Raw genomic sequence first — 25,837 nt, 5'->3', positions numbered from 1 at the left:
GCTTATCTCGCTGCGAAGGCTGTGAGCACTTGGCCCAGCCGTTCGTTCTGTTCAGGGGTGATTTCACGTCCAGCACCATGGCCAGCATTGTCCTGCGTGATGTAGGCCAGGCCCGAAAGCCAGTCGCCTAGATACCGTTGCGCCTGATTCGCCGGTTGCGCCGGCAGTACAGGCACTTGTCCAGGGCCAATGTCGGTGTAGAAAGAAAACAAGGGCTCCTTGGCACCGGCGCGGCTGTTCGGACGCTCGCTCACCGGTTTCTGGAGGTAGCCGAACCAGGACACGAAATCGCGCAGCACGCGCTGCACTTCCAGCACCTGGCGCTCAACCAGTTGATCGCGCCGCGCGCCACTTTGTGCGCGCTTGAGGACGGCGCGGCTCAGTTGCCCCGGCAAATCCTGGCGATAGCCGGCGGTGATCAGTTCATCGACCACCGCTTCCAGCAAGGCCTTTTCCAGCCCCAGCAGGTTGAGCAGGCTTTGCCGGGTGGTCAGTTCACGCAAGTGCGCGATCCAGGCCTTGAACGCTGCTTTGGCGAAACGGTGCTCGTTGCTTTGCGGTTCGGGCGCCGGGGTGCCGGTTTTGCTGCTGACTGGCGCGTCGTGGCCCGGGTCGTCACTGAAATCGAAATTGAAACCGGTGTCATTGCCGTAGAGGCTCTGGCTCGGTGTCGGGGTGACCGGCTCGTCGTTCACGGCCGGCTCGTCATCGGTTTCGTACACGCCGCTGAGGTACAGGTCGCGCACCTCTTCGCTCGGTATGTCGAGTTGATCGATCAATTCGCCAAGTACCGCCGGGCGACGGCCCAAGCTCGTCAGAATCATTTGCGCTTTGGCTTTCTTGGCGGCTGCGGCGCCGTCGTCGTCAGCGTGGTACCAGGTGCTCAGGCCGTGAGTGGTCAGGCCTTCGAGGCATTCGCTCAATTGCTCGCGGATACGCTGCAATTTAAATTCGATATTGGCCACGCCTTTGAAACTGCCGCTGAAGTGGCTGATGCCACCGTCATCGTTGCGCAGCATTTCTGTCCAGGCGTTGACCGGATTCTTGATGTGTTTGCACACCAGAGCGTTGCTGGCGAAGCTGGTGCCCAGCGCGCTGACACGTTCCTGATAAATGGCATTGAGGCCGGTTTCCGCACCGGTTGCGTCTTGCCCGATGAACGCCGCATCCATACGCGGCTTGCGCACCAGGTAGGTGTTCTGGAACGGTGTACCGGCCCAGTCGTGCATCCAGCTCAGGCTACCGAAACGCTCCAGCATGGTCAGCTTGACCATGCCGTTCCAGCTCTCGTCGTACTGATCGGGTGTCAGGCTCAGGGAGTTGGTAATGCGCAGGTCGAGCATGGTCAGCGCCCAGATCAGGCCGGTATCGCGCTTGCTGCGAGCAGCCGAGTCGGCGCCCTGGGTTTTTTCGATCCAGCGGGTCAGCACCGGACCCACGTCGTTGACGTCGCTCTGCTTGGTCGAACTGGTGCAGACCACCAGTGCGTTCATTTCCTGGTTGTCGGTGTAGCGTTCGAACAGGTAGGCGACCTTGCCGCGTAGGATCAGCTGGGAAACGGAGTTGTCCTTGGTACTGGATTGCGGGTCGTTGGAATCGGCGATCTCGTGCAGTTTCTGGCGCCCGCGATAACCGGGGAAATCCAGCAGGTCGACCTGATTGACGATGTCATCCACCGGCGCTTCGATCAGGCGGAAGGTCATTTCGGCGGTCAGTGCCGCCAGTTGCGCGACCGCAATCGCCTGACTGTTTTGCAGGCGATCGCCAACCAGCGGTCGAACATCGATCGGTAAGTCCAGCGGGCTGCCGAAGCGTTCGAGGATGTCGACGTTCATGATGCTGTCGCGCTGGCTGTAGGTGTCGTTGTCGAAACTCACCAAGGCCTTCAACGGTGCGAACACGGTCTCGGGCAGCCCCAGCTTGTGCAGCGCGCCGGCCAGTTTCTGGTACACGCGTGTCAACTCGCTTTGCTCACCCCAGAGGATCGAAAACAGCTCGGCCCGTTCCTGGAAATTCAGGCGTGGCGCCAGCTGCAACGCTTTGGGCCAGAACAGGTGCTCAAGCTTCTTCACCGAGTTGCGAAAATTGTCGCGCAGGTAATCCCACAGCGACACTAGATCGTCGGCGTTGACGCCCGTTTGCAGCGGCCCGGTTTCGCGACCTTCGAACGGTTTGAGCACGCGCTGGATGCGCTCCTCGTCGATCTCGTAGGAAATCCGCTCAAGGTCGAAATCCTTGAACCAGGCGTTGGCGAGAATCTTCGCCAGCTCGATTTCCTTGAACAACGTAAGTTCTACCGGGAAGTCCTTGTCCTGACTTTCCGTCGCCCGACGGCTGAAGCGCGTTACCAGGCCGGTGGCTTCCTTGCCACCACCCACCGGGTTGATGTGCTTGATGAAGTCCAGGCGATGATCGCCGAACTCGGTTTCCAGCTTACCGTTCTGACCGGCGGCGAGTGCCGAAATCAGGTAGGACTTGCCGGCCTGGGACAAGCCGAAAAAGCCAATGGTCATCGGCGTGCAGGCCACGCGACCGAGGCTTTGAGCCAGGTTGCGGGCGCGGTGCAGGCGGATGTTCAGGTTGTCGGCTTCGCTGTCCAGGCGCGGCGCATTGCCGCGCGTCTGGTCAATCCAGTCCAGCGCCTGACCGGCGCCTTCATAAACAGCGGCCCAACTGGCAGAGAGCTGAGTTTGATCGGGGGTCAGGTCTTTCATTTGCGTTTCACACTTCCACTGTCGAGCCAGTACTTGGTCTCGCTCAGGCCGGCGTCGAGCATGGTGTTGAGTTCCAGCTCGAGGTCGCTGCGCGGGTTGAAGTTGACGTTGTTACTGTTGGATTCGATGTCGCGAACTGAGAGGCGGTCGCTGACCAGATCCTGCTTGCGCGTGTATTTGTCCGCCGGTTTGACCTCGAACCGCACCTTGAGCAGCGGGGCGCTGCCGTTTTCACCGGTTGCCCGGGAAAACTTCTCCCGACCCGCCTTGGTGAACCGCAAGGTATACAACGGCGAAGCGGCCCAGCGGTCAGCGGCCAACTGGCGGAAACCGAGGCGCAGGTCGCCGCGCATTTCCAGCTGCGGCGTGTCGGCGGCGTCGCCAACGCCAATTTCCGGTAGCTTGATTTTGTAGTCTTCGGACTGGATGTTGCGGTACAGCACGTCGGCATCCTTGATCACGTTGTTCAGATCGATGACGCCGATGTGCTTGACCGTTGAATACGGCTTGAGCGCCGATGCCCGGAAGTAGAAGTTCGGCACGCTGTGGTTGGCGCACAACAGGCAGAGCATGGCGCCGACCGAGGCGGTGCTTTTCGGGTCGTCGATCCGGCCGTTCTTGTGAAACGGATACCAGCCGCCGGTGCGGTAGTTTTGCAGCGCCAGAATACGCCCCGGTGGCAGCGGCAACAGTTTGCGAATGAACGCCTGGATGCCGGGCAGGCGCGAAGGGCGGCCGGTCAGCAGCAAGACATCACAGGGGTAATGCGCGACCACTTCACACAGCGCACCAAGGATCTTGGTGATGTTGATCTGGTCGTTGAGAAACGCGGCATGGAGCTTTTGCAGGTCGAAGCTGATCGGCGCGTCATACAGGTCGAAACCGCTCTGAGCGCCGACATCGCGACGCACGGCGACATTGACGTAGTCGAGCACGGTCTGGCTGATGGCATTGTCACCGAGCAATTGGCGGTAGCTTTGCGGGATGACTTCTTGCGGGACCTGCGGATCGTAATGCTCATACGCCTTGAGCAGCGCCAGGCCCAGCGGGGCGAACACCTGGAGGTTCAATTGTTGACGCAAGATCATGTCCTGGGCGCTGACCGATTCATCGCCACACAGCCGTGACATCAGTGAGTTCGGGGCCTTTACGCCGGCGTTCTGCAAGGCTTTTTCGAAACTCGGCAGGATGAAGTCCTGGATCACGTCCAGCAGGATGTCGTCGCCGGCCACTTTGAAGCCATCGCGAAAACGCTGTTCCGGCACGATGTGCACGTTGCTGCCGCTGCCGGTATTGCCCGCACGGTCGAGGCGATAGTCGGTGATCACCAGGTCGGTGGTGCCACCGCCGATGTCGATGGTCGCGAGGGTGATGCGTTGGCGGTCGACCTTGTCCGGCCGGGCGATGGTGTCAAAAAACTCTTCCGGGTGACCGGCGAAGTTCTCGTTGACCTCAGTGTACAGGTACACCAACTGGCCGCAGGACGCTTCGTCCCATTCCACGCGGATACTCGGGATCGGCGTGCGCGGGCTGACGGCCTGATCCTGATGTGGATCTTCCTCGCCGGCATGCCAGCCGAGGCTTTTCCACACCAGGCCGATGGCTTGCAGCATGCGTTCGTTGAGGATGCTGCGCTCGGCCTGTGGCATGCCCGGTGGCACAGTCAGGGTAATGCTGTTGAGCTGGCGCGGCACGCGGGTGTGACCCTGGCGCGAACGCTGGGCCGGGCTGTTGATTTGCGACAGCGCCTGGGCCAGTACTTCGGCGAGCATGAAGGTCATTAGCGAGCTGCGTGAGTAACGCGGCATGAACACCGGCAGACGATCGTCTTCTTCGAGGCTGTAAAGCGCCTCGCCGGTTTCGTTGATCAGGTGCGAGAACGGCGCGGCGGTGGCGTACGGCTCATTGTCGGTCTTTATATACGAGCAGTTGAAACGCCAGCCGTGGCCATAGGCGTTTTCGTCCCACAGATAGCGTTTCGGGCTGGACAGGCCAGTGGAGCCTTCGGTGCCGCGACGACGACTGGCCAGACGACTGGCCTCATTGCCGACACGGGCAATCGTCGCCCATTGGAACGCATCGTGGCGACCGCTCTTGACCGAGCAGTGGTCCTTGCCGAAGTACGCCTGGGAGAACTCCACGCGGCTTTCAAACGGCAGGTTATAGGTGTGTTCCGGGGTGATCAGGTCACGCAGTTCCAGCACATAATTCTGCTTCAGGCCGGAGCCGGCCTGACCGTGGTTTTCGATCAGGATGCCGCAGGTGCGCGAGTTGCCGACGTCCAGCACCAGGTCCACCGGTATGGGTTTGACCAGGCCATTGCTGTCGTTGGCGACCACTTTCAGCTCGGGGATTTCAACTTTCGCCCGGGCCTTCGACTCCTGGGCGGCTGACGGTTTGCTCAACAGGCTGAGCAAGTTGAGGTAGTGCGCCAGGTGATGGTTAGCGCGAATATCGATGTCCAGCTCTGCGCGCGAACGGTGGGCATTGCCCTCATTGAACACTTCCAGCAACCACTCGTTGACCCACGGCTGCGCCAGGAACCAGCGGGTTTCGCTAGCCTTGGTCGCCAGTTTGAAAGACACGCCGGAGCTGATGTCTTCATCGTTCGGCGCCAGATAGGCAGTGCCATCACGTTTGGGCATCACACGGCTGTCGAACGCCATCGTCAGGCGGTGGGTATTACCGTCGATGTCAGGAGTTGCCAATTTCACCAAACGCATGCGCGACCAGTTGGTCGGACCTTCGTCGAAGCGATGCGGCGGCATGAAGCGGAAAAACGGGATCGGCAGCCAAATACCGTCGAGCAAATCGAGGCTGCTTTTCATGTCGACGCTGAACGCAGGTTTGGCTTTTTCGACCTTTTCCGGTTCGGGTTCGTAGAAAAAGAAGTCTTTCTCTTCGTTGTACGCCAGGCGGCAGATCAGCCCGCTGATCATCGGTGCGAACTCGCCCGCCGGTTCCTTGCGGGGATCCAGGCGCAGGGCGAAATCCATGAACTGGATGCCGGTGTCGCTGACCAGTGTGACGGTGTCTTCGAATTGAGTGACTTCAGGCAACATGTCGGGTTATTCCGTTTTTATTCGGCCACTTGCCGCATGGACATGGGGAATTGTTCTTTTCCGTAACCACCGGTGCAGTCTGCGATCGTGGTCGCCCCTGGGCGGCAGCTGACCTTGGGCATGTCGTAAGTGCTGCCATCGCCGCAAACGGCCTGGCCCTGGCTGTCGATGGCCAGGCTGCCACCCTTCATAGTAGCGCTCACCGGCCCGCTGCATTTCGAGCCGTCGGCCTGATGTACGGTGACTTGGCCCTTACCGTCCTTGAGTTGGTACTCCAGACGTAGCGGTTTGCCGGTTCGGCGATCCTGAATCCCGGCGCCTGCGCTGTACTGTCCATCGAGAAACTTGGCGGCACCGTCGGCGGCGTCTGGCGGGATGCTCAGGGGCGGGCCGGGTTTGGCAGCGGCGGGTTTTTCTGCCTCGGGCGATGTGACATCCGGCGGCGCGGTTTTGTTTTCTGGTGGCTCAGTTTTGTTTTCAGCTGCCGGGTCTATGGCCGGGTCTTTGGTCAAGTCGGCGGGTGCCATGTCAGCCTCGTTACCCTCGACGGCCGGCGTTTCCACACCATGCGTTCCAGTCACGGCGGTGCCGGTTCCAGTGGTCGAGCCTATAACGGTGCCTGTCACCGGAACGTTGTTGAGTGTCGTGACATTTCCGGTCAGTGGCGGCTCTTCCAGTTGTTTTTCTACTGGCACAACGCCGTCAGGCAGCAAATCTACCGCCACCAACGGAATCGGTACGCACCCTCGCAGGCCGAGCAACAGCCACAAAAGCAGCAGCAGGAGCGGCAGCAGCAACAGCCACCACCAACGACGCCACCACGGACGAGCAACCACCGGCACAACGGGCGGAACAACAGGCGCTTCGACCTCGGGTGGCAGCGTGAACGCGGGTGGTACCTGATAGAGGCAGTGCAGGGGATCGCCATTGCCGGTGCCGGCATGCTCGAAACCCCAGAAAGTCAGCACCGGTTTGCCTTGCACCAGGTAGACGAAGTTTTCGTCCGGGAAATGAATCACGCGCTTGAGCAGCTTACCGAACACGGCTTTGTCGCCTTGCGGCTGTTCGGCGGAGTCCGTACTCAGGAAACGCTGGCTCAATTCTTCGAGCGCGGTCTTCAGCGCTTCAAGCTGGCGGCGGGCAGGGGCACGTTCTTCTTCGGTCGCGCTGCTCCACGGAATCACATCGCCGTCGAGAGCGCTGTACCAATCGATCTGGTTCCCGAGTTCATCGCTTTGAGGGATGGCCAGATGATCGACCAACTCGGGGTTCTTGCGGCGAATGGCTTCGCGCAATTGCAGGGCTGCTCGGTAGACCGGTTGACCTGTTTCGCCGAGGGCAGTGAATGACCCGCTCTTACCGCTGCGTAATAGTGCCCCGCGCATTCAAACTCCATACGATCCGTTGCGCAAAAATGACAGACAAATGTGTCTGTACTTGCTCCTGCATTTAGCGGGCGACATTAGTGTCATAATGATATCGCCGTCAATCTGCCGGAGGTTCAAACCTTATGAGACTAACGTAAGCGTGCGGAGGTTGCATAAGGTCAAATTTAATTAGCTTGGGAAGGCTCGGGCGTAAGCTTTTTTATGCTTGCTGAATCGTTTCATCAGCGCTATAAAAAATGCACAACTCCAAGAAAGGCTTTCCCCATGTCCCCGCTCAAACTCTTCGTTGCCCTCAGCGCGCTGTCCGCTGCCTCCCACGCCATGGCCTGGGATTACGTCCTGCTCGACACCGACAAAGCCGCCCAGAGCTGGCAGATCACCAGCCAGCAACTCGGGGTGAAAACCGACAAACCCTTCTCCGTGACCCTGCGCACCTTGCACGGCGGTCGGCAGGAGGGCGTCAGCATCGTCGACATCGATAACGGCACGATGAAACTCTCGGTGGTGCCGACTCGCGGCATGAACGTCTTGCAGGCCTCGGTCGGCAATGTGCGCATGGGCTGGGATTCGCCGGTCAAGGAAGTGGTCAACCCGTCCTTCATCGAACTCAATGGCCGCGGTGGCTTGGGCTGGCTGGAAGGTTTCAATGAGCTGGTCACCCGCTGCGGCTACGAATGGGTCGGCCATCCCGGCATGGACAATGGTGAACTGCTGACCCTGCACGGCCGCGCCGCCAACATTCCGGCCAACAAAGTCACCCTGCACATCGATGAAAAACCGCCATACGCCATCAGCCTGCGTGGCGAGCTGAAAGAGCAGGCGTTCAAGAAAGTCGACTTCTCCGTAGCGACCGAATTGGTCACCGAACCCGGCAGCGTAACGTTCGCCCTCAACGACACCCTGACCAACAACGGTGACTATCCGAAGGAATACCAGGCGCTGTATCACAGCAACTTCAGCACGCCGTTCCTGGAACAGGGCGCCCGCTTCGCCGCGCCGGTGAAACAGGTCTCACCGTTCAACGACAAAGCCAAAGGCGATCTGCCGGACTGGCAAACCTACCGTGCACCGACCAAGGACTACGACGAGACGGTTTACAACGTGGTGCCGTATGCCGATGCCAAGGGCGATACGTTGACCGTGTTACATAACAAGGCCGGCAGCCTGGGGGTTTCGGTCGGCTTCAATACTCAAACACTGCCCGTGTTCTCCCTGTGGAAAAACACCGATACCCAGGGGCAGGGCTATGTCACGGGGCTGGAACCGGGGACGAGTTTTTCCTACAACCGCCGGTATCAGCGCCCATTGAACCTGGTGCCGACGATTGGCCCGAAGGAACACAAGCAGTTCCGCATCAACTACAGCTTGTTGGCGGATAAGGCGGCTGTGGATAAGGCCTTGAAGCAGGTGAGCGAAATTCAGGGTGGGCGGGAGACTGAGGTGCGGCAGACGCCGTTGGTTGACCTCAACAAGGGGTGATGCTGACTAGAGTGTTGTCGGCCGATATTGCAGCGCCTCGGCCAAGTGTTCACGGGTGATGCCATCGACTTGCTCAAGGTCCGCCAAGGTGCGAGCAACCTTGAGCAGTCGATGGGCCGCTCGCAGCGACAAGGTCAGCCGTTCACACGCCGTTTCCAGCCAGGTTTCGTCAACTGTGGATAACTTGCAGTGTCTGCGCAGGCCCGGCAAATCGAGGAATGCATTGGCACAGCCTTGGCGCTTTTGTTGCCGTTCTCGTGCATCGGCAACCAACTCGGCGGCGGTGGCAGTATCGTCGCCGGGTTTCAACGCAGGATTCAGCGCCGTGGCTTCGCGAGCAACCGTAAGGTGCAGATCGATACGATCCAGCAGCGGCCCCGACAATTTGTTGCGATAGCGCTGAACCATGTCCGGCGTACAGGAGCAACGGCCGCTCGGCTCGCCAAGATATCCACAGGGGCAGGGATTCATCGCTGCGACCAGTTGAAAGCGCGCCGGGAAGCGTACGCGGTCCTTGGCACGGGAGATCACGATGTGGCCGGATTCCAGTGGCTCCCGGAGCACCTCCAAAACCTTGCGATCAAACTCCGGTAGTTCGTCCAGAAACAGGACGCCGTGATGGGCGAGGGTGATTTCGCCGGGCTGCGGTTTCGAGCCGCCCCCCACCAGCGCGGGGCCGGACGCCGAGTGATGCGGTTGGCGAAACGGCCGCTGCGGCCAATGGCTCAACGGCGAACAACTGACGACCGACTGAATCGCCGCCACTTCCAGCGCTTCATTTTCGGCCAGCGGCGGCAGCAATCCCGGCAAGCGGCTCGCCAACAGGGTTTTCCCCGTTCCCGGCGGCCCGCTGAACAACAGGTTGTGAGCACCAGCGGCAGCGATCAGCAGCGCACGCTTGGCCGCGAGTTGCCCCTGCACTTCATTCAAGTCGGGGTAGGGTTTGCTGGCGTAGAGCAGGCCATTGGAGACATAAGGCTCAATCGGTGTATGCCCATTGAAATGCGCAACGGCCTCAAGCAGATGATCCACCGCAATTACTTTCAGTCCCGAGGCCAGGCACGCCTCTTCAGCGTTAGCTCGCGGCACCATCAACCAGCGCCCGGCCTTGCGCGCCGCCAGCGCCGCTGGCAAGACCCCACGAACCGCCCGCACGGCACCTGATAACGCCAACTCCCCAAGGCATTCCGCATCATCGAGCGTCAACGTAGGCACCTGCACACTGGCCGAGAGAATTCCCAAGGCAATCGCCAGATCGAACCGCCCGCCATCCTTGGGTAAATCCGCCGGCGCCAGATTCAACGTGATACGCCGCGCCGGAAACTGCAGCCCCGAATTGATGATCGCGCTACGCACCCGGTCCTTGCTTTCCTTCACCGCCGCCTCGGGCAGGCCGACCATGGTCAGCGATGGCAAACCATTGGCCAGGTGGACTTCAACGGTGACAGCGGGCGCATCCACGCCAATCTGGGCGCGGCTGTGGACGATGGAGAGGGACATGGTCGTTCCTTGAGATGACGGGAGCCGCTTCCTGCGGGTTTTTGAAGGGTAGTCGTGGAGTCCGGTCGGAGAGGAGGGAAACTTTCGCAGAATGTTGCTGAAAGCCACGCTATGTAACAGCAGCCAAACGCTGGGTTCGACTGCGCAGCTGTCGTAAAACCTACTGACAAAGCCAGCCTGACACACCCCTGCGCATTTATTTCGCGTATAAATCAAGCAACTTATGTTGAGGTGGCTTGTTTTGAAGAAGTTGTGTCGTCAAACAAACTATTATCGCCATCCAGGATTTTGCCGGCGAAGCTCTCGGCATCCATCTTCTTTTTACCTTCTGCGACATTCGTAAAATAGTTGAAGTCTAAATCTATCCAGTGCTTAAGTTTGGCTTCGTAGTTGTTTGGATACTGTGCTTGCTGAACTGGGGGCAAGCCCTTGTAATGGTCAAGGACACTTTTGGAGAAGTTTGTGAGTTTTCCAGTGTTGTTGTATTCAAACTCTGCTTCGGCCACCACTTTCTGTCGCCATGCAAATTCCTGTTTGGCTGACTCTTCCAGTGCTGCCCGTCTTTCATTGATGGTAAAGGTGCCGCTGTCATCGTAAGTAATTAAGGCAAGCTGATCCATGGGCATCCCCGAAAACGGATTTTTGCCGAGTCCGTTTGTATACTGTGTCGCACTTTTGGCGCGCGCTAGTAATGTGGCACTATCTGTGTCGGGAACTTCAGAGTCGTATTTTGATTTGTTGGCAGTATAATTAGTGCCCTCCAATTCGTTGAATGTGTTATTAGCCATCGAACTCAGTTCCGTTCTAGTTAGGCGTGCATCCCGGGCCTGTGCGCGTACTGAGGCTTCGCTCAATTGGCTCGCTAGCGTGGAAACGGTACTGCTATCTCGTGCGTTGCCAAGTGGGCCTTGGGGTGTGCTTTGGTTGACGCCTGGGTTTTTGCCGGGAGTCGCTGTCAATTTTTTTGTTCCAGCGAGCGCTTGGCCGCTGTTAGCTGCAAAATTGTTTAGTGAATTAACCATTCTTTTCTGCTCCCTGTTCGATGACTAAAATATGATGCATCGCCTAATAAATGTTGATGCTTTATCAAGATCTTACAAGCCCATTAAATATCGCTACATGCTTTATTTCATGGCTACTGACCAGGCATAGGTGGACGGATTTGCTTTAGTTACTTTGATGGTGCAGGTGGCCCCACCACTAGGCGTGGCCGTATTATTCCACTTTGGAATTTTACTCGCGCCAAAGCCAGGAGTAGTCACAAATGTAGCTAAATAAATACATTTCTTGTTACCAATTTGATATCGCAAATTAGCATGATTGTAATCAGGTGATATCTGGCTTTGTATGACGTACGTATCTGAGTCATTTGCAATCACGGACGCTTGTGGAGTAGGTGATGCGTTTGCTTTCGTTATAGCTTCGTTGTTTGTTATGGGGGTATACGTAGCAGTCTGTGTTCCAAGGTTCTTGGATGTGACTGTAACGGACGGCCCAGCGACCGCTGAACTTATGTGAAATGCAGTCAATGCGAAAACGGCAATTAAAGACTTGGATATTTTCATGGGTGTTGCTCCTTGTGGTGTTGGTAACAGTATTCCATTTAAAAAGTTGTGCTCATCACGAACTATTATCTAAGCCATGTAACATGGGCTTAAACTTTTTCGAGCGGATTTGCGAACCGGAGCCTGCGGAAATACCGGCAGGCCCGAAGGTCTCCCATGCACGGCCATAATTCGAGAAAGGAATAAATCTCTGGTTCGAACGTCGTCACGGTGCGTCGGGTGCTGTTCGAGTCGTCAAACCCATTGCTGACTAATCAGCTGGGAGTGAGCTTAGGAACCGGAGCTTTGCGGCGCAATCGGACGGGGAATGAGATCTTCGTAGGAAGTTGCCGGGATTCTTGCGGGCTTGAATACCGCAGCCTGCGGCAATTCCTACAGGTCAATCTGAAGGTCGTTTCGACCTTTTCGCGAGCAGGCTCGCTCCCACAGTGGATTGGGTTTCACAGTGAGCATTTGCGGTGTTATTCGGTTGGTGGGTTCAGTTTCGCTTCCAGCTCGGCCACTTTCGCTTCGAGGCTTTCGAGGCGGGCGCGGGTGCGTGCCAGTACGACCATCTGGCTATCGAACTCTTCCCGACTCACCAGATCCAGTTTACTGAAGCCGCTCTGCAGCAACATTTTGAACTGGCTTTCGATTTCGGCTTTCGGCAGAGGCGTGTCGCCGCTGAAAAGGCGGGAGGCGGTGCCGGTGAGGGCGTCGAGGAAGTCTTTTGGCGCGAGCATGGGCAATGTCCTGGAAACAATGACGGGCAGTGTATCACGCAGTGTCTATAGTCATTTGCGCGGGCAAGGGATGCACGATTTTCGCGCATGGGGACGGACGCTGTCGCACCGTTGTAGTGCGTATCGCGTCGGGTATTGTTGCGAAGTAGCAGTCATCTGCGGGTAAAGGCTTGAAAACAGTAGTTTTTATGGAGATGGCAAGCTTTCTGCTTAGACCCTGATGACCCATGCACTGATGCAGTCACTGTGACGAACGCAGTGCGCCAAGCGAAGCGGGGGGAGTGTTTCGTGAGGGGCGTCGGACGGGCAGGTCAGGGCCGACGATGCGTTACAAAGCCAGGCACTGCGCTTAGACTTGAGACGGGTTTGTTTTCCTGGGGCAAGTCCACCAAATTCGGGAGAGAGTTTTCATGAAGCTAGTCACTGCCATCATCAAGCCGTTCAAGCTGGACGACGTACGCGAGTCGCTGTCCGAGATCGGCGTGCAGGGCATTACCGTCACTGAAGTCAAAGGCTTTGGTCGGCAGAAGGGTCACACCGAGCTGTATCGCGGCGCGGAATACGTGGTCGATTTCCTGCCCAAGGTGAAGATCGACGTCGCCATCGACGACAAGGATCTGGACCGGGTAATCGAGGCCATCACCAAGGCTGCCAACACCGGCAAGATCGGTGACGGCAAGATCTTCGTGGTCAATCTGGAACAGGCGATTCGCATCCGTACCGGCGAAACCGATACCGACGCGATCTAAGCCGCCACAAACCCAACGCCCCAGGAGAAAACAATATGACTCTGCGTAAATTCGCAGGGCTAGGAGCCCTGTTGTCCATCGTAATGCCCAGCCTTGCTCTGGCGGCAGACGAAGTGGCGGCCCCAGTCCTCAACTCCGGCGACACCGCCTGGATGTTGACCTCGACAGCTCTCGTGCTGTTCATGACCATTCCCGGCCTCGCGCTGTTCTACGGCGGCATGGTTCGGTCGAAAAACATTCTTTCCGTGATGATGCAGTGCTTCGCCATTACCGGTCTGATCAGCGTCCTGTGGGTCATTTATGGCTACAGCATCGCGTTCGACACCACGGGCATGGAGCAGGGCGTCGTCAACTTCAACTCGTTCTTCGGCGGCATGGGCAAGGCGTTCCTTGCGGGTGTCACGCCAGCGAGTCTGACCGGCCCGGCAGCGCTGTTCCCCGAGGCGGTGTTCATCACCTTCCAGATGACCTTCGCGATCATCACCCCGGCGCTGATCGTCGGTGCGTTCGCCGAGCGGATGAAGTTCTCCGCGATGCTGATTTTCATGGGCATCTGGTTCACCCTGGTGTATGCGCCGATTGCGCACATGGTCTGGTCCGGCAACGGTGGCCTGATGTGGGACTGGGGCGTTCTGGACTTCGCCGGCGGCACCGTGGTGCACATCAACGCCGGTGTAGCAGGCCTGGTTGCTTGCCTGGTGCTGGGCAAGCGCAAGGGTTTCCCGACCACGCCGATGGCGCCGCACAACCTCGGTTACACCCTGATGGGCGCGGCCATGCTGTGGGTTGGCTGGTTCGGTTTCAACGCCGGTTCCGCCGCTGCGGCCAACGGCACCGCCGGCATGGCGATGCTGGTGACGCAAATCGCTACCGCTGCTGCTGCACTGGGCTGGATGTTTGCCGAGTGGCTCACCCACGGCAAGCCTAGCGCACTGGGCATCGCTTCGGGCGTGGTTGCCGGTCTGGTGGCAATCACCCCGGCTGCCGGCACCGTTGGCCCGATGGGCGCGTTGGTAATCGGTCTGGCGGCTGGCGTGGTGTGCTTCTTCTGCGCTACCACCCTCAAGCGCAAGCTCGGCTATGACGATTCCCTGGACGCCTTCGGCGTGCACGGTATCGGCGGTATCCTCGGCGCAATCCTGACCGGTGTGTTCGCTGCTCCGTCCCTGGGTGGCTTCGGCACCGTGACCGACATCGCCGCACAAGTGTGGATTCAGTGCAAAGGCGTGGGCTTCACGGTGATCTACACCGCGATCGCTACATACATCATCCTCAAGGTGCTGGATGCGGTCATGGGCCTGCGTATCAACGAAGAAGAAGAAGCGGTCGGCATCGATCTGGCGCTTCACAACGAACGCGGCTACAACTTGTAAGCAAGCGCGTAAAAAACTGCCCGGCTTGCCGGGCATTTTTTTGTCTGGAATTTGTCGTTGAAGGCCGAGCTGAAAGGTTTTTTCCTACAGGTTTTATGATGTTTACGTCGGGTGTTTTTGTGCAGCCAAAGGCTTACAGGATTGAAGGAATATTAGGGCCTTTGTTTTTTCACAGAGCGCGCTAGAATGCGCCCCGAACGTGCGGAGAACTGTATGTGGCAACAGACTCTGATTACCTTGCGGGCGAGGCCCCGGGGCTTTCATCTGGTAACGGACGAGTTACTCGCCGGCCTGCCTGAACTCAAGGCGTGTCGGGTCGGTCTGTTGCACTTGTGGCTGCAGCATACCTCGGCGTCGTTGACCATCAACGAGAACGCCGATCCGGCGGTACGTCGCGACTTCGAACGATTTTTCAATCGTCTGATCCCACAAGGAACAGACGGCTATGAGCATAACGACGAAGGCCTGGACGACCTCCCGGCGCACTTCAAGGCCAGCGTGCTTGGCTGTCAGCTCAGTTTGCCGATTGCGGCAGGCCGGTTGGCGTTGGGGACCTGGCAAGGCGTTTATCTGGGCGAGCACCGTGATCATGGCGGTGCCCGTAAAGTCCTCGCCACCGTGCACGGTGAAGGGGCATAACCGCTGGTCAGCAGCGGCTGTTGATTTTTTTCCGGCAGCCTTCGACAGAGGGCAAAGCTGGGCTATAACTAATCTGCTTTTCGCAAGTCATGAGGTAGAACATGAGCGACGATGATCTGGAAAACGACGACCTCGAAGTAGGCGACGACGACGAAACCGAAGAAGGTCTGGAAGCAGCGGCGGAAGACGTCGCTGAAGACGACGGTGGTGATGCGCCGGTTCCGACCGCCAAAGGCAAGGCCAAGGCAGCGGTATCGGTCGATGAGCTGCCGAGTGTCGAAGCCAAGAACAAGGAACGCGATGCTCTCGCGCGGGCCATGGAGGAGTTTTTGGCCAAGGGTGGCAAGGTGCAGGAAGTGGAGGCCAATGTGGTCGCCGATCCGCCCAAGAAGCCGGACAACAAGTACGGCAGCCGGCCTATTTGAGCCTGCTACCCGCTTACTGAAAAAGCCCGCCGTCGCTGCGGGCTTTTTCATGCCTGAAACAAAAAACATGAAACCTGTGGTGATCCCTGTGGGAGCGAGCTTGCTCGCGATGGCGGAGTGTCAGGCAACATTTACTTTGAATGTTAAGCCCTCATCGCGAGCAAGCTCGCTCCCACGGGTTTTTTGTCAGTTCGATACCGAATTCCACCGCGCCAGCAATGCCGGCAAATCGCTCAGGCTGCGAATCTCCGCATCCGGCAACCGTTCGGCTTCCCAGACCTTGCCCGCCGGGTTGAACCAGATTGCCCGCATTCCCGCCTGCTGCGCACCGGCAATGTCATCACCTGGATGATCGCCAATGTGCACCGCCGATTCAGCGGTCACGCCACCGCGTTGCAAGGCCTCTTGGAACAATCGCGCATCGGGTTTGGCAATGCCGATGTCTTCGGCGCAAAGCGCAAACTTGAAGTAATCCGCCAGGCCCAGCCGACGCACATCGGCGTTGCCATTGGTGACCACGCCGAGGGCGTAATGATTGGCGAGGATTTCCAGGGTCGGTTCGACCTCCGGAAACACTTCGATCTGATGCCGGGCATGCAGGAATACTTCAAAACTCTTGTCCGCCAGGTCCGAGGCTTCGTCATGCCCATAACCGGACTCTTCCAGTGCGTGGAACAGCACTCGCCGACGCAGGGCGCTGATGCGGTGCTTGAGGCTGGGCTCGTTGCTCAATACGCGCTCACGAATGGCCCACAAATGTTCCACCGGCACTGCCCCCAGGTTGGGCGCGTGCTCGGTCAGCCATTCACGCAAAACGGCTTCGGCGCTGACGATCACCGGGGCGGTGTCCCACAGGGTGTCGTCGAGGTCGAAGGTGATCAACTGAATACTCATGAATCGTCGCCTTTCATGCGTTTGGCCCGTGGGTGGGCGCTGTCGTAGACGGCTGCCAGATGCTGGAAGTCCAGGTGGGTGTAGATCTGTGTGGTCTTGATGTCCGAGTGTCCGAGCAGTTCCTGCACCGCGCGCAGGTCCTGGGACGATTCCAGCAAATGGCTGGCGAAGGAGTGTCGCAACATGTGCGGATGCAGGTTCTGCCCCAGTTCGCGCTCGCCGGCAGCCTTGACCCGCACCTGGATCGCCCGGGGGCCGAGGCGGCGGCCTTGCTGGCTGACGAACACCGCATCGTCCGTCGGGTTGGCCATGGCTCGCAATGGCAGCCACTGCTCCAGCGCTTCGCGGGCCTTTTTTCCTACAGGCAGCAGGCGGGTCTTGCTGCCTTTGCCGAGCACCTGGACCATGCCGTCAGCCAGATCGAGCTGATCGAGATTGAGCCCCGTCAGCTCCGAAAGCCGCAAGCCGGAGGAATAGAACAGCTCGAGAATCGCTTGGTCCCGACGTGCCAGAAAGTCATCCTCGACCCCGCCTTCCAGCAGTTGCAGGGCGCGGTCGGTGTCGAGGGTTTTCGGCAGGCGGCGTTCGCCTTTGGGCGGTGCGAGGCCATTGGCCGGATCGTGGTCGCACAGGCCTTCGCGGTTCAGGTAGTGATAGAGCCCGCGAACGGCTGACAGTAATCGCGCCAGGCTGCGGGACGATTGGCCTTGGGCGTGCAGACGGGCAACCAGGCTACGCAGGCGCTGGATGTCCAGCGCCGTCCAGCTGCCGATATTCTGTTTGACGCACCAGCCCAGCACTTTATCGAGGTCGCGGCGGTAGGCCGACAGTGTGTGCGGCGACACCTGCCGCTCACTGCGCAGGTGTTCGCAGTAAGCGTCCAGTTGTCGTTCCATGTTCAGCGTACCGAGCGCAGGGAATTGTTGACCCGTGGCAGCACGCGACCCATGACTTCAGCGATGTAGCTCAGGAACAAGGTGCCCACCGAGCTTTTGTAGTGCTGCGGATCACGGCTGGCGATGGCCAGGATGCCGTGGATGCCCTGGTGGCTGATGGCGACAACCGCGGTGGAGCCGATCTGCTTGCGCTGTTCTTCGCCGAACAGGAAGTCCAGTTCATGCTCGCGCAGGCTGCCGCTGACGCTTTTGTCTTCCGAGAGCAAACCGCCGATGGCCACTTGAGCTTCGGCGTGGGTGACCCAGCGGCCCACCGGCATGGCGTTGTCGCCGAGCAGGATGAGGCTGACGAAGGGCACCTGGAATTCCTGGCGCAGGCTGTCTTCGACGCACATCACCACGTCTTCCAGGCTGGCAGCATCCATCAATGCCAGGATCAGGCGACGGGTCTTTTCGAACAGGCGGTCGTTGTCCCGGGCCACGTCCATCAAATGCGACAGGCGATGACGCAGTTCAATGTTGCGGTCGCGCAGGATGGTCATCTGACGCTCGACCAGCGACACGGTATCGCCGCGCCGATGGGGGATACGCAGGGACGGGAGCAGTTCTTCGTGCTCGACGAAGAAGTCCGGATGAGCCTCCAGGTACGCGGCTACAGCCGCCGCCTCGAGGCTTTCGGACGGTGATTCGTCAGCTTGTCGTGCGGGTACCTGAGGCTTGTCGGTCATGGATTTCGCTCACTCAAAGACGCACTTGTCCTTCATATACGCGCACTGCCGGGCCGGTCATCATCACCGGTTGGCCAGGGCCTGCCCATTCGATGGACAAGCGCCCGCCAGGCAGGTCGATCAATAGCGGCGAATCCATCCACCCCTGGCTGATCGCGGCCACTGCGGCGGCACAGGCGCCGGTTCCGCAAGCCTGGGTTTCCCCGGCTCCACGTTCCCAGACGCGCAATTGCGCGCGGCTCCGGTCGATGACCTGGAGAAAACCGACATTGACCCGTGCCGGGAAGCGCGGGTGATGTTCGATTTTCGGGCCCAGCTCATGCACCGGCGCGTTGTTGATATCGCTGACCCGCAGCACGGCATGGGGGTTGCCCATGGACACGGCGGCCAGATCGACCGGGGTGCCGTCGACGTCGACCTGATAACTCTTGGCCTGCTCCGGTGCCTGGAACGGAATATCCGCCGGTACCAGGCGCGGGGCGCCCATGTTGACGCTGATCTGGCCGTCGTTACGCACGTCGAGCTCGATGACGCCGCTTTTGGTCTCGACGCGAATCACACGTTTTGCAGTCAGGCGCTTGTCGAGCACGAAACGGGCGAAGCAGCGCGCACCGTTGCCGCACTGTTCCACTTCGGAACCGTCGGAGTTGAAGATCCGATAGCGGAAATCCACGTCCGGGTTGCTCGGCGCTTCAACGATCAGCAACTGGTCGAAACCGATGCCGGTGTGCCGGTCACCCCATTGCTTGGCATGCTTGGGCAGAATGTGCGCGTGCTGGCTGACCAGGTCGAGGACCATGAAATCATTGCCCAGGCCGTGCATCTTGGTAAAACGCAGCAGCATGGTTTTACTCCGGCAGCAGGCTTTCGCCAGCATACAACTCGGCTACCGTTTCACGGCGACGCACTTCAAATGCCTGATCACCGTCCACCAACACTTCTGCGGCACGGCCGCGGGTGTTGTAGTTGGAACTCATGACAAACCCGTAGGCACCGGCCGAATGCACGGCCAGCAGGTCGCCTTCCTCCAGCGCCAGCTGACGATCCTTGGCCAGGAAGTCGCCGGTCTCGCAGATCGGGCCGACGATGTCGTAGGCGCGGGCAGCGGAGGTGCGCGGGCTCACGGCAGTGACGTCCATCCAGGCCTGATACAGCGCCGGGCGGATCAGGTCGTTCATGGCGGCGTCGACGATGGCGAAGTCTTTGTGTTCGGTGTGCTTGAGGTACTCGACCTGAGTCAGCAGCACGCCGGCGTTGGCGACGATGAAGCGGCCCGGCTCGAACACCAGCGCCAGGTCACGGCCGTCGAGACGCTCGCGCACGGCCTTGATGTAGTCGGCAGCCAGTGGTGGCTCCTCGTCCTTGTATCGCACGCCCAGGCCACCACCGAGATCGATGTGGCGCAGGTAGATGCCGCAATCGCCAAGGCGATCGACCAGGCCCAGCAGGCGGTCGAGAGCATCGATGAAAGGCGGCAGGGTGGTCAGTTGCGAGCCGATGTGGCAATCGACGCCGACCACTTCCAGGTTCGGCAGCTGCGCGGCACGCACGTACACGTCTTCGGCGTCGGCGATGGCGATGCCGAACTTGTTCTCTTTGAGACCGGTGGAAATGTACGGGTGGGTGCCGGCATCGACGTCCGGGTTCACGCGCAGCGAAATCGGCGCGCGAACGCCCAGTTCGGCGGCGACCACTTGCAGGCGTTCCAGCTCGTCGGTGGATTCGACGTTGAAGCAGTGCACGCCGACTTCCAGGGCGCGACGCATGTCGTCACGGGTCTTGCCGACGCCGGAGAACACAATCTTGTCGGCGCTGCCGCCAGCGGCCAGTACGCGTTCCAGCTCGCCACGGGAGACGATGTCGAAACCGGCGCCAAGACGCGCCAGGACATTCAGGACGCCCAGGTTGGAGTTGGCCTTGACCGCGTAGCACACCAGGTGCGGTGTGCCGACCAGCGCATCGGCGTAAGCCAGGTATTGGGCTTCGATGTGCGCGCGCGAGTAAACGTAGGTGGGTGTACCAAAGCGCTCGGCGATGGCAGACAGGGCAACACCTTCCGCGAACAGTTCACCGTCACGGTAGTTAAAAGCGTCCATGAGGTTCCCTTATTATTGGTAGACGTCGTGCTTGTGTGCTTTGGAGGCAGGCTGCTGCTGCGACGACTTGGCTTGCTCCACAGGGTCCTGGTCTTCATCGGGCAGGTACAGCGGGCCTTTTTGACCGCAGGCCGACACAAGGCAGGCAACCGCGAGGAGCGCAGCAAGGGAAGAGATCAGGCGCTTCATGGCGAAATCCTTGAAAATGCATTAATTGCGCCGGAGTATACCGGCCACCCGGCAGCTTGCCTATGCAACGGACCGCCCGTCCGGCGGGGCTCGGCCCGATGCCGGTCGGTATCATGCAATCCTTGTGGGAGCGGGCTTGCTCGCGAAGGCGTCGTGTCAGTCGACATCAATGTTGAATGTCAGTCCGTATTCGCGAGCAAGCCCGCTCCCACAGGTCGTTATCCTTTGCAATCGACGGAGCTCGGTCGTATCTTGCGGCGCTTGAGCCTGATCAGACACTTTTTGAGGTTGCCGTAATGAGTTTGTCCGAAGCGCGTTTCCATGACCTGGTCGATGCCACCCAGCAAACCCTGGAGGACATCTTTGACGAAAGCGACCTGGATATCGACCTCGAAAGCTCGGCCGGCGTGCTGACGGTCAAGTTCGAGAACGCCAGCCAGTTGATCTTCAGTCGCCAGGAGCCGCTGCGCCAGCTGTGGCTGGCGGCGGTGTCCGGTGGTTTCCACTTCGACTACGACGAAGAAAGCGAGCGCTGGATGTGCGACAAGAGCGAAGAGCAGTTGGGTGAAATGCTTGAGCGTATCGTCCAGCAGCAGGCCGGTGTCGAACTCGATTTCGAAGGCCTGTGAGATCGTGACCCAGCCTGCGCCTGTCCGTGCGCCCAAACCGCTCTACAGCAACGTCAGCCCGGCGGTACCGTCGCCCTGCAGCGGTGTGTGCCGGCTGGACGAGCAAAAAGTGTGTCTGGGCTGCTTCCGTCATGTCGAAGATATTCGTGAGTGGCGTTCGGCCGATGATCAGCGTCGGCGCGTCATTTGCGAGCAGGCTGCCCACCGCAAAGCTTCAGCCTAGTGAGTCATTGTGGCGAGGGGGCTTGCCCCCGTTGGGTCGCGTAGCGGCCCCAGGTTTTTACGGCTACTGCGCAGCCGAACGGGGGCAAGCCCCCTCGCCACAGGAGTTCTCTACAAGTCCATAGCGTCGGTTTGGCCATGACTTGTATATTTTTTGAGCTGTGATAGTGTCCAGAAACGCCTCAACCCATCGAGGCTTGTGAAAACCCCGCCTTTTTCTGGCGGGGTTTTGCTTTTTTCGTGCAGAAGAAAGGAGTCTGCCCAGATCATGACCGCACCTTCCATCACCCTTACCCGTCTGGACGTCCAGCGTCTGGAGCGCCTGATCGACAGCCTGGACGAGACGCTGCCGGGCGTTATCGCGCTGCAAACAGAACTGGACCGCGCCGATACCGTGGTCGGTCACGATGAAGTGCCGGCGGATGTCGTGACCATGAATTCCCGTGTGCATTGCCGCGAAGAAGGCAGTGGCAAGGACTACCACCTGACCCTGGTGTACCCCAAGGATGCGAACGCCGACGAAGGCAAGGTCTCGATCCTGGCGCCGGTGGGCAGCGCGCTGCTCGGCCTGAAGGTTGGCCAGCACATCGATTGGCCGGCTCCGGGCGGCAAGACCCTGAAGCTGACACTGCTGGAAGTCGAATCGCAGCCGGCCAATGGCGGCGCGTTCCCGGAGTGACTCCCCCTCAGACCTGATCGAGCGCCTCGTTCAATGCGTGCTCCAGGTCGGCTTTGTAGCGCAGGTACAAATGGGTGGAACTCTGACCTTCGCCGAGCAGGCCTGACAGGTCGAGGTCGGTGATGTAGCAGCGGTAGCGTTCGGTTTCCCGGCGCTGCCCGACGATTTCCCGGGCGACCACGCGGAACAGCTGGTCGCCATGTTCCAGCTCGGAAAATTCCCGTTGATTGCAATACAGCGTCACCTGCACCTGACCCGGTGCGGCTTTGCCGACGATCGCCTGCACGTCGTAGAACGGCTTGTTCACTGGCGTCTGCGGCACCGGCCGGGCTTCGATGCGGCGTGCGCGGCCAGGGCCTGACGGCAGCAACTGGCAGTACAGGGTGTCGAGGTTCAGCGGGTGGGCTGCGTCCATCGGCAACAAGGCATCGCGACGGTACTGGATCGATTGCAGGAAACGCTGCAGCGGCACCAGCAGGCTTTGCTCATCGTGCCAGGGCAGGCGTTGCTGCCACAGGGCGTTGAACTCATCGAGCACGTACAGATCAGCCTGATCTTCGTTGACCCTATAGAACACTTGAATGCAGTCCGGTTGGCCCGTTGGCAGGAACAGCGCGAGGTCGTGGTCTTCCAGTGCCTTCGGATCGAGGTGCAACGGGCTGTAGCTCGCCATTTCTTCGCCCAGGTAATCGATCAGTGCCGGCAGAGTGGCCAGCGCGATGTGCTGGACCTGGCCCGGCACCAACTCCAGCACGTGGTAGTGCTGCTGGACCTGGATCAGGTAACGATGATTGAGCCGGCTCAGCAGCAGGTTCTGTGCGGTATCGAGGATTTCCTCGACCCGTTGGGCAATGAACTGCGCGCGGTTATGGCAGAAGCAACGCACTCGCAGCTTCGGCTGTTGCGGCCCGGCCGGCAGGTTGTTGAGGTAGTCGCGGATGCAGTCGAGCAGGGCGTGGGGGCCGTCGTAACGGCCAACCAGCACTTCGTTCCAGCTATTGAGCGTGACCTGGTCCAGAGTCAGCACCAGATTTTCCCGGACACCCGCGTAGCTCAGTGAGTCGGTGCGTTCGGTGGTCATGAGGATGTTCAGGTCGCGATGGTGCTTGAGCGGATCGATGCCGACATTCACCAGGATCAGCACTTCACTCGGCACGCTGGCGCGCAACAGAGGTTCCTCGGCGACGGTGGGCAAGGGCAGGGCGATGGTCTGTTGCAGGCTGCCGAGCAGGTTGAACAGTTCGAATTCGCTCAAGTCGCTGGTGCCGGGGTGCAAGGCCAGGCGGGTACTGCTGTCGATCACGCCATTGCGGTGGCACCAGGTCAGCAGTTCGAGCAAGTGACGGCTGCGTTTGATCGGCGCGAAATGCTCCCACTCCAGTGCCGTCAGGCTGCCGTTGTACAAGCCCCACTGGCTTTGCCCCGGCTCTTTCCTGTTCGGTGCGTGCACAAGCGTCAGGGTGTCTTCAGCCAGGTCCGGGGCGATGCCGGGATTGATGAATTCGACTTTACCGGCCTTGCGCTCGAAAGCGGCGTACAGGCGGCGGCCGAGGACACTCAGGTCGCGCTTGTTGATGCGGCTGACCGTTTGTTCGTGACGGGCAAACTGCGTGAGGAAGCGGTAGCTGTAGTTCAGCTCGTTGACCAGTGCCCGCCGCTCGGAGCTGACCTGGCGGACTTTCCACTGGCTGCGGCTGTCGAGCAGGGTCAGTTGACGCTGGTCCCAATGCCATTCATGGGCCAGGCGTTCGAGCAAGGAGCGCTGCCAGCTCTGGGTGCGGCTGTTGCCGGTGAGTTTTCGATTGACCTTCAGGTACAGCGCGCGCCGCACCAGTTCCAGACGTTCCGGTTCGTTGCGGGCGATCAGGTATTCCTCGATGCGCCGATACACCACGACATACGGATCCAGTTCGTCGAGGTCGAGGCGGTTGGCGAACACCGCTTGCTTGAAGCGCAGGCTCAGGCAATGGACCCTGGGGTGTTCGCTGGCGTAAACCTCGGTCAGCAACAGCTTGAGCACCGACTTGTAGGGCGACTCGATGCCCTTGAACAACTGCCAGAGCCCGGCACCGATGAATTCGCCGGGCGGGATGAAGGCCAGGTTGCCAAGGTCGAGGGTTTCATCGCCGCGGATAAAGCGTTTGGAGATCAGGGTATGGGTGTAGCGGTCGTAGCTCGACTCTTCATAGACCGGCACCAGCCACCAGATCGGCGTACGCCCGGCCAGCCAGATCGCGGTGCGGTAGAACTCGTCCAGCAACAGGTAGTGCTGGGTGGTGCCGCAATCCTCCGAACTCAGTTGGGTATCGCGCTCGCCACGGACGAAACGGGTCGGGTCGATCAGGAAAAAGTGCGCTTCGGCGCCCTGGCTGGCGGCCCAGGCTTCCAGCAACTGGCATTTCTTGCGCAGTTCGGCGAGTTCGTTCTCGGTAAGGTCCGGCCCATGGCAGACCCACACATCCATGTCGCTCTGGTCGGCCTGGGCCAGGGTGCCGAGGCTGCCCATCAGGAACAGTCCGTGAATCGGCCTCGGCGGGTTGCTGCCGTGGCGCGGCTTGTAGGAAAACGAGCGGGTCAGGCGCTGGGCTTCAGCGAGGACATTGGCATCCGGCTCGAAATTCGACAGCCCGGCCGGCGTACTGCCGGAAACGTAACCGGGCAACAGCGGATGGTTAACGTGGAAAAACAGCGGCAGCAAGGTCAGGACCCCTTGCTGGCGGGTCGACAACCCTTCCATGGCGCGAGCCATGCGTCCTTCGTTGAGTTTCAGAAAACGTGCGCGCAGCTGGCTGAGAACCTTGCGGTCGATTCCCTCGTCCAGATCGGGGCGGATTTCGTGGGTGCGCGTCATGTCAGCTCAAACCGGCTCGCAGGGCTCGGACGTGGGGCTCTTTGGATGAGGGGCAGTTTAGCGCCTTGAGGCGAGGACTTTTAAGCTGATTTTGTTTTTCTGGCGTCAGATTTCTATCGGCTGCAGACAGGAATCAGGGGGGATGTGCCCGCGGAAATCCCTGGATCGGGGTCTCCGTGGGCGATGCGGCAGAATTCAGGCTGTTACTTCGGCGTTAAGAATGGTCAGCACGGTTTGCACATTTTGCGCGGCGTCACGACCCAGGCTGGTCAGGTAACCGCCATCAGGCTGGTCGGTCAGTTCTTTTTCAAAGAGGCGTTTGGCGGCGGCAACGTGTTTCGGGGCAGCGGTCTGATGAATTTTCAGACCTTCCTGGGAACTGTCCAGGTTGAAGAGTGCGAGGACTTCCAGTTCGGCAACCAACTCAGGGGTAAGCGACATAAGGACTCCAGACTTTCTAGGAATTGGACGACAGCGCCCCTAAGGTGAACCCGCTTGTCCGGCATGTCCAGTGCTCGCGACAGGGTTTTTTTCCTCTGTAGGAGCGAGCTTGCTCGCGAAGGTCGTCAACTATGACGCGTAAAACCAGATGCCCCGTGGCGCTCTCGGGTTTTTCGCGAGCAAGCTCGCTCCTACAGGGATGTGTGGGCTTACTGCTTTTCCGGCGGCAACTCGGGCAAGGCGCGCAGGGCAGCTTCGTACCATTCGGTATTGAACGCGCGGTCTTCTTCGAGGATCGCGTCGATTTCTACCGCCAAAACGTGGGCCATCAAGTTGAGGATTTCTTCCCGCTCGTAACCCACCAGCGTCAGCTTGTTGAACGTCGCCTTGGCAGCCGGCGGGTTGTCGCTTTCGATCTGGTTTTCGATGGCCTGGATCAGGGTGGTTTCGGCGAACTCTTCTTCGTCGTTGTCGATATCGGTTGGCTCGCTCATGGCAGGCTCCTCAGGGAAAGGCGGCCAGTTTACCCGCATTCAGCGGCGTGATGCTGCTGGCAAGAATCCCGGCAGCGTTCTATAAACAGGCACTGCCCACCC

24 protein-coding genes are annotated in these 25,837 nt (G+C 59.6%); 8 read left to right on the top strand and 16 right to left on the bottom strand.

Annotated features, from left to right (window positions below; all coding sequences use genetic code 11):
- Nucleotides 1-2: 2 nt before the first annotated feature.
- The 3 genes from PSJE_RS18825 to PSJE_RS18815 are packed head-to-tail and all read right to left on the bottom strand — an operon-like array spanning nt 3 to nt 7,161.
- Nucleotides 3-2,714: a putative virulence factor gene (locus PSJE_RS18825; protein ID WP_090452126.1), complete on the bottom strand. Its 2,712-nt coding sequence runs from the start codon at nt 2,712-2,714 to the stop codon at nt 3-5.
- Complete coding sequence (locus PSJE_RS18820; protein ID WP_057712771.1) at nt 2,711-5,776, bottom strand: virulence factor SrfB; 3,066 nt, start codon at nt 5,774-5,776, stop codon at nt 2,711-2,713. The genes PSJE_RS18825 and PSJE_RS18820 overlap by 4 nt, the downstream gene beginning before the upstream one ends.
- Before the next feature lie 17 nt (nt 5,777-5,793).
- Nucleotides 5,794-7,161, bottom strand: a complete 1,368-nt coding sequence (locus PSJE_RS18815) for an SrfA family protein (RefSeq protein WP_057712772.1) — start codon at nt 7,159-7,161, stop codon at nt 5,794-5,796.
- A 267-nt stretch (nt 7,162-7,428) separates the two neighbouring features.
- On the opposite strand from PSJE_RS18815, the gene PSJE_RS18810 reads away from it, so the two are divergent.
- A complete protein-coding gene (locus PSJE_RS18810; protein ID WP_090452124.1) occupies nt 7,429-8,643 on the top strand; it encodes an aldose 1-epimerase family protein in 1,215 nt (404 codons plus the stop codon).
- Nucleotides 8,644-8,649: 6 nt separating this feature from the next.
- Here PSJE_RS18810 and PSJE_RS18805 read toward each other — a convergent pair whose 3' ends face one another.
- From PSJE_RS18805 to PSJE_RS18790, 4 genes are all read right to left on the bottom strand, one after another.
- A complete protein-coding gene (locus PSJE_RS18805) occupies nt 8,650-10,143 on the bottom strand; it encodes a YifB family Mg chelatase-like AAA ATPase (RefSeq protein ID WP_057712774.1) in 1,494 nt (497 codons plus the stop codon).
- Nucleotides 10,144-10,364: 221 nt separating this feature from the next.
- Entirely contained in the window at nt 10,365-11,165 is an 801-nt protein-coding gene (locus PSJE_RS18800; protein ID WP_224795435.1) for a hypothetical protein, read from the bottom strand.
- A gap of 102 nt (nt 11,166-11,267) precedes the next feature.
- Nucleotides 11,268-11,708 (bottom strand): hypothetical protein, encoded by a 441-nt coding sequence (locus PSJE_RS18795; protein ID WP_090452120.1) that lies wholly within the window; start codon nt 11,706-11,708, stop codon nt 11,268-11,270.
- Nucleotides 11,709-12,169: 461 nt separating this feature from the next.
- The gene (locus PSJE_RS18790; RefSeq protein WP_046038993.1) at nt 12,170-12,430 is read right to left on the bottom strand and encodes an accessory factor UbiK family protein; all 261 of its coding nucleotides are present in this window, start codon (nt 12,428-12,430) and stop codon (nt 12,170-12,172) included.
- 410 nt (nt 12,431-12,840) lie between these two features.
- Between PSJE_RS18790 and glnK the strand changes: the two genes are divergently transcribed.
- The 4 genes from glnK to sutA all read left to right on the top strand — a co-directional run bounded on the left by glnK (nt 12,841) and on the right by sutA (nt 15,616).
- Entirely contained in the window at nt 12,841-13,179 is a 339-nt protein-coding gene (gene glnK, locus PSJE_RS18785) for a P-II family nitrogen regulator (RefSeq protein WP_002555808.1), read from the top strand.
- A 35-nt stretch (nt 13,180-13,214) separates the two neighbouring features.
- Nucleotides 13,215-14,552, top strand: a complete 1,338-nt coding sequence (locus PSJE_RS18780; protein WP_057712776.1) for an ammonium transporter — start codon at nt 13,215-13,217, stop codon at nt 14,550-14,552.
- A 213-nt stretch (nt 14,553-14,765) separates the two neighbouring features.
- Nucleotides 14,766-15,191: a secondary thiamine-phosphate synthase enzyme YjbQ gene (locus PSJE_RS18775; protein WP_057712777.1), complete on the top strand. Its 426-nt coding sequence runs from the start codon at nt 14,766-14,768 to the stop codon at nt 15,189-15,191.
- 101 nt (nt 15,192-15,292) lie between these two features.
- On the top strand, nt 15,293-15,616 hold the full coding sequence (sutA, locus tag PSJE_RS18770; RefSeq protein ID WP_008050867.1) for a transcriptional regulator SutA: 324 nt from the start codon (nt 15,293-15,295) through the stop codon (nt 15,614-15,616).
- A 186-nt stretch (nt 15,617-15,802) separates the two neighbouring features.
- Here the strand turns inward: sutA and PSJE_RS18765 are convergent, their stop codons facing one another.
- Genes PSJE_RS18765 through lptM form a run of 6 tightly spaced genes read right to left on the bottom strand, consistent with a single transcriptional unit; the run spans nt 15,803 to nt 20,419 of the window.
- Nucleotides 15,803-16,510: an HAD family hydrolase gene (locus PSJE_RS18765; protein ID WP_090452118.1), complete on the bottom strand. Its 708-nt coding sequence runs from the start codon at nt 16,508-16,510 to the stop codon at nt 15,803-15,805.
- Nucleotides 16,507-17,406, bottom strand: a complete 900-nt coding sequence (xerC, locus tag PSJE_RS18760; protein ID WP_090452116.1) for a tyrosine recombinase XerC — start codon at nt 17,404-17,406, stop codon at nt 16,507-16,509. Before xerC ends, PSJE_RS18765 begins: the two co-directional genes overlap by 4 nt.
- 2 nt (nt 17,407-17,408) lie before the next feature.
- On the bottom strand, nt 17,409-18,134 hold the full coding sequence (locus PSJE_RS18755; protein WP_015097340.1) for a DUF484 family protein: 726 nt from the start codon (nt 18,132-18,134) through the stop codon (nt 17,409-17,411).
- 13 nt (nt 18,135-18,147) lie between these two features.
- Nucleotides 18,148-18,978, bottom strand: coding sequence for a diaminopimelate epimerase (gene dapF / locus PSJE_RS18750; RefSeq protein WP_057712780.1), 831 nt, complete (start codon nt 18,976-18,978; stop codon nt 18,148-18,150).
- Nucleotides 18,979-18,982: 4 nt separating this feature from the next.
- Nucleotides 18,983-20,230 carry a diaminopimelate decarboxylase gene (gene lysA / locus PSJE_RS18745; RefSeq protein ID WP_057712781.1) on the bottom strand — a complete coding sequence of 416 codons (1,248 nt, stop codon included), beginning with the start codon at nt 20,228-20,230 and terminating at the stop codon, nt 18,983-18,985.
- 12 nt (nt 20,231-20,242) lie between these two features.
- Nucleotides 20,243-20,419, bottom strand: coding sequence for an LPS translocon maturation chaperone LptM (gene lptM / locus PSJE_RS18740; protein ID WP_007980804.1), 177 nt, complete (start codon nt 20,417-20,419; stop codon nt 20,243-20,245).
- A 296-nt stretch (nt 20,420-20,715) separates the two neighbouring features.
- Between lptM and cyaY the strand changes: the two genes are divergently transcribed.
- The 3 genes from cyaY (at nt 20,716) to rnk (ending at nt 21,949) form a co-directional block, all read left to right on the top strand.
- The gene (cyaY, locus tag PSJE_RS18730; protein WP_090452113.1) at nt 20,716-21,048 is read left to right on the top strand and encodes an iron donor protein CyaY; all 333 of its coding nucleotides are present in this window, start codon (nt 20,716-20,718) and stop codon (nt 21,046-21,048) included.
- 4 nt (nt 21,049-21,052) lie between these two features.
- Nucleotides 21,053-21,271: a DUF1289 domain-containing protein gene (locus PSJE_RS18725; protein WP_090457714.1), complete on the top strand. Its 219-nt coding sequence runs from the start codon at nt 21,053-21,055 to the stop codon at nt 21,269-21,271.
- 267 nt (nt 21,272-21,538) lie between these two features.
- On the top strand, nt 21,539-21,949 hold the full coding sequence (rnk, locus tag PSJE_RS18720; RefSeq protein ID WP_007992229.1) for a nucleoside diphosphate kinase regulator: 411 nt from the start codon (nt 21,539-21,541) through the stop codon (nt 21,947-21,949).
- Between the two features lie 7 nt (nt 21,950-21,956).
- Here the strand turns inward: rnk and PSJE_RS18715 are convergent, their stop codons facing one another.
- The 3 genes from PSJE_RS18715 to PSJE_RS18705 form a co-directional block, all read right to left on the bottom strand.
- Complete coding sequence (locus PSJE_RS18715; RefSeq protein WP_090452111.1) at nt 21,957-24,800, bottom strand: class I adenylate cyclase; 2,844 nt, start codon at nt 24,798-24,800, stop codon at nt 21,957-21,959.
- Between the two features lie 195 nt (nt 24,801-24,995).
- Entirely contained in the window at nt 24,996-25,241 is a 246-nt protein-coding gene (locus tag PSJE_RS18710; protein WP_090452110.1) for a TIGR02647 family protein, read from the bottom strand.
- A 209-nt stretch (nt 25,242-25,450) separates the two neighbouring features.
- Nucleotides 25,451-25,735, bottom strand: coding sequence for a hypothetical protein (locus tag PSJE_RS18705; protein WP_057712786.1), 285 nt, complete (start codon nt 25,733-25,735; stop codon nt 25,451-25,453).
- Nucleotides 25,736-25,837 lie beyond the last annotated feature (102 nt).

Source organism: Pseudomonas jessenii, assembly GCF_002236115.1.
GTDB lineage: Bacteria > Pseudomonadota > Gammaproteobacteria > Pseudomonadales > Pseudomonadaceae > Aquipseudomonas > Aquipseudomonas jessenii.
This window is presented reverse-complemented; position numbering and strand designations above follow the sequence as displayed.

Coding starts and splice junctions, on each gene's coding strand:
- PSJE_RS18825 (WP_090452126.1), bottom strand. CDS start 2,714: ATGAAAGACCTGACCCCCGATCAAACTCAGCTCTCTGCCAGTTGGGCC.
- PSJE_RS18820 (WP_057712771.1), bottom strand. CDS start 5,776: ATGTTGCCTGAAGTCACTCAATTCGAAGACACCGTCACACTGGTCAGC.
- PSJE_RS18815 (WP_057712772.1), bottom strand. CDS start 7,161: ATGCGCGGGGCACTATTACGCAGCGGTAAGAGCGGGTCATTCACTGCC.
- PSJE_RS18810 (WP_090452124.1), top strand. CDS start 7,429: ATGTCCCCGCTCAAACTCTTCGTTGCCCTCAGCGCGCTGTCCGCTGCC.
- PSJE_RS18805 (WP_057712774.1), bottom strand. CDS start 10,143: ATGTCCCTCTCCATCGTCCACAGCCGCGCCCAGATTGGCGTGGATGCG.
- PSJE_RS18800 (WP_224795435.1), bottom strand. CDS start 11,165: ATGGTTAATTCACTAAACAATTTTGCAGCTAACAGCGGCCAAGCGCTC.
- PSJE_RS18795 (WP_090452120.1), bottom strand. CDS start 11,708: ATGAAAATATCCAAGTCTTTAATTGCCGTTTTCGCATTGACTGCATTT.
- PSJE_RS18790 (WP_046038993.1), bottom strand. CDS start 12,430: ATGCTCGCGCCAAAAGACTTCCTCGACGCCCTCACCGGCACCGCCTCC.
- glnK (WP_002555808.1), top strand. CDS start 12,841: ATGAAGCTAGTCACTGCCATCATCAAGCCGTTCAAGCTGGACGACGTA.
- PSJE_RS18780 (WP_057712776.1), top strand. CDS start 13,215: ATGACTCTGCGTAAATTCGCAGGGCTAGGAGCCCTGTTGTCCATCGTA.
- PSJE_RS18775 (WP_057712777.1), top strand. CDS start 14,766: ATGTGGCAACAGACTCTGATTACCTTGCGGGCGAGGCCCCGGGGCTTT.
- sutA (WP_008050867.1), top strand. CDS start 15,293: ATGAGCGACGATGATCTGGAAAACGACGACCTCGAAGTAGGCGACGAC.
- PSJE_RS18765 (WP_090452118.1), bottom strand. CDS start 16,510: ATGAGTATTCAGTTGATCACCTTCGACCTCGACGACACCCTGTGGGAC.
- xerC (WP_090452116.1), bottom strand. CDS start 17,406: ATGGAACGACAACTGGACGCTTACTGCGAACACCTGCGCAGTGAGCGG.
- PSJE_RS18755 (WP_015097340.1), bottom strand. CDS start 18,134: ATGACCGACAAGCCTCAGGTACCCGCACGACAAGCTGACGAATCACCG.
- dapF (WP_057712780.1), bottom strand. CDS start 18,978: ATGCTGCTGCGTTTTACCAAGATGCACGGCCTGGGCAATGATTTCATG.
- lysA (WP_057712781.1), bottom strand. CDS start 20,230: ATGGACGCTTTTAACTACCGTGACGGTGAACTGTTCGCGGAAGGTGTT.
- lptM (WP_007980804.1), bottom strand. CDS start 20,419: ATGAAGCGCCTGATCTCTTCCCTTGCTGCGCTCCTCGCGGTTGCCTGC.
- cyaY (WP_090452113.1), top strand. CDS start 20,716: ATGAGTTTGTCCGAAGCGCGTTTCCATGACCTGGTCGATGCCACCCAG.
- rnk (WP_007992229.1), top strand. CDS start 21,539: ATGACCGCACCTTCCATCACCCTTACCCGTCTGGACGTCCAGCGTCTG.
- PSJE_RS18715 (WP_090452111.1), bottom strand. CDS start 24,800: ATGACGCGCACCCACGAAATCCGCCCCGATCTGGACGAGGGAATCGAC.
- PSJE_RS18710 (WP_090452110.1), bottom strand. CDS start 25,241: ATGTCGCTTACCCCTGAGTTGGTTGCCGAACTGGAAGTCCTCGCACTC.
- PSJE_RS18705 (WP_057712786.1), bottom strand. CDS start 25,735: ATGAGCGAGCCAACCGATATCGACAACGACGAAGAAGAGTTCGCCGAA.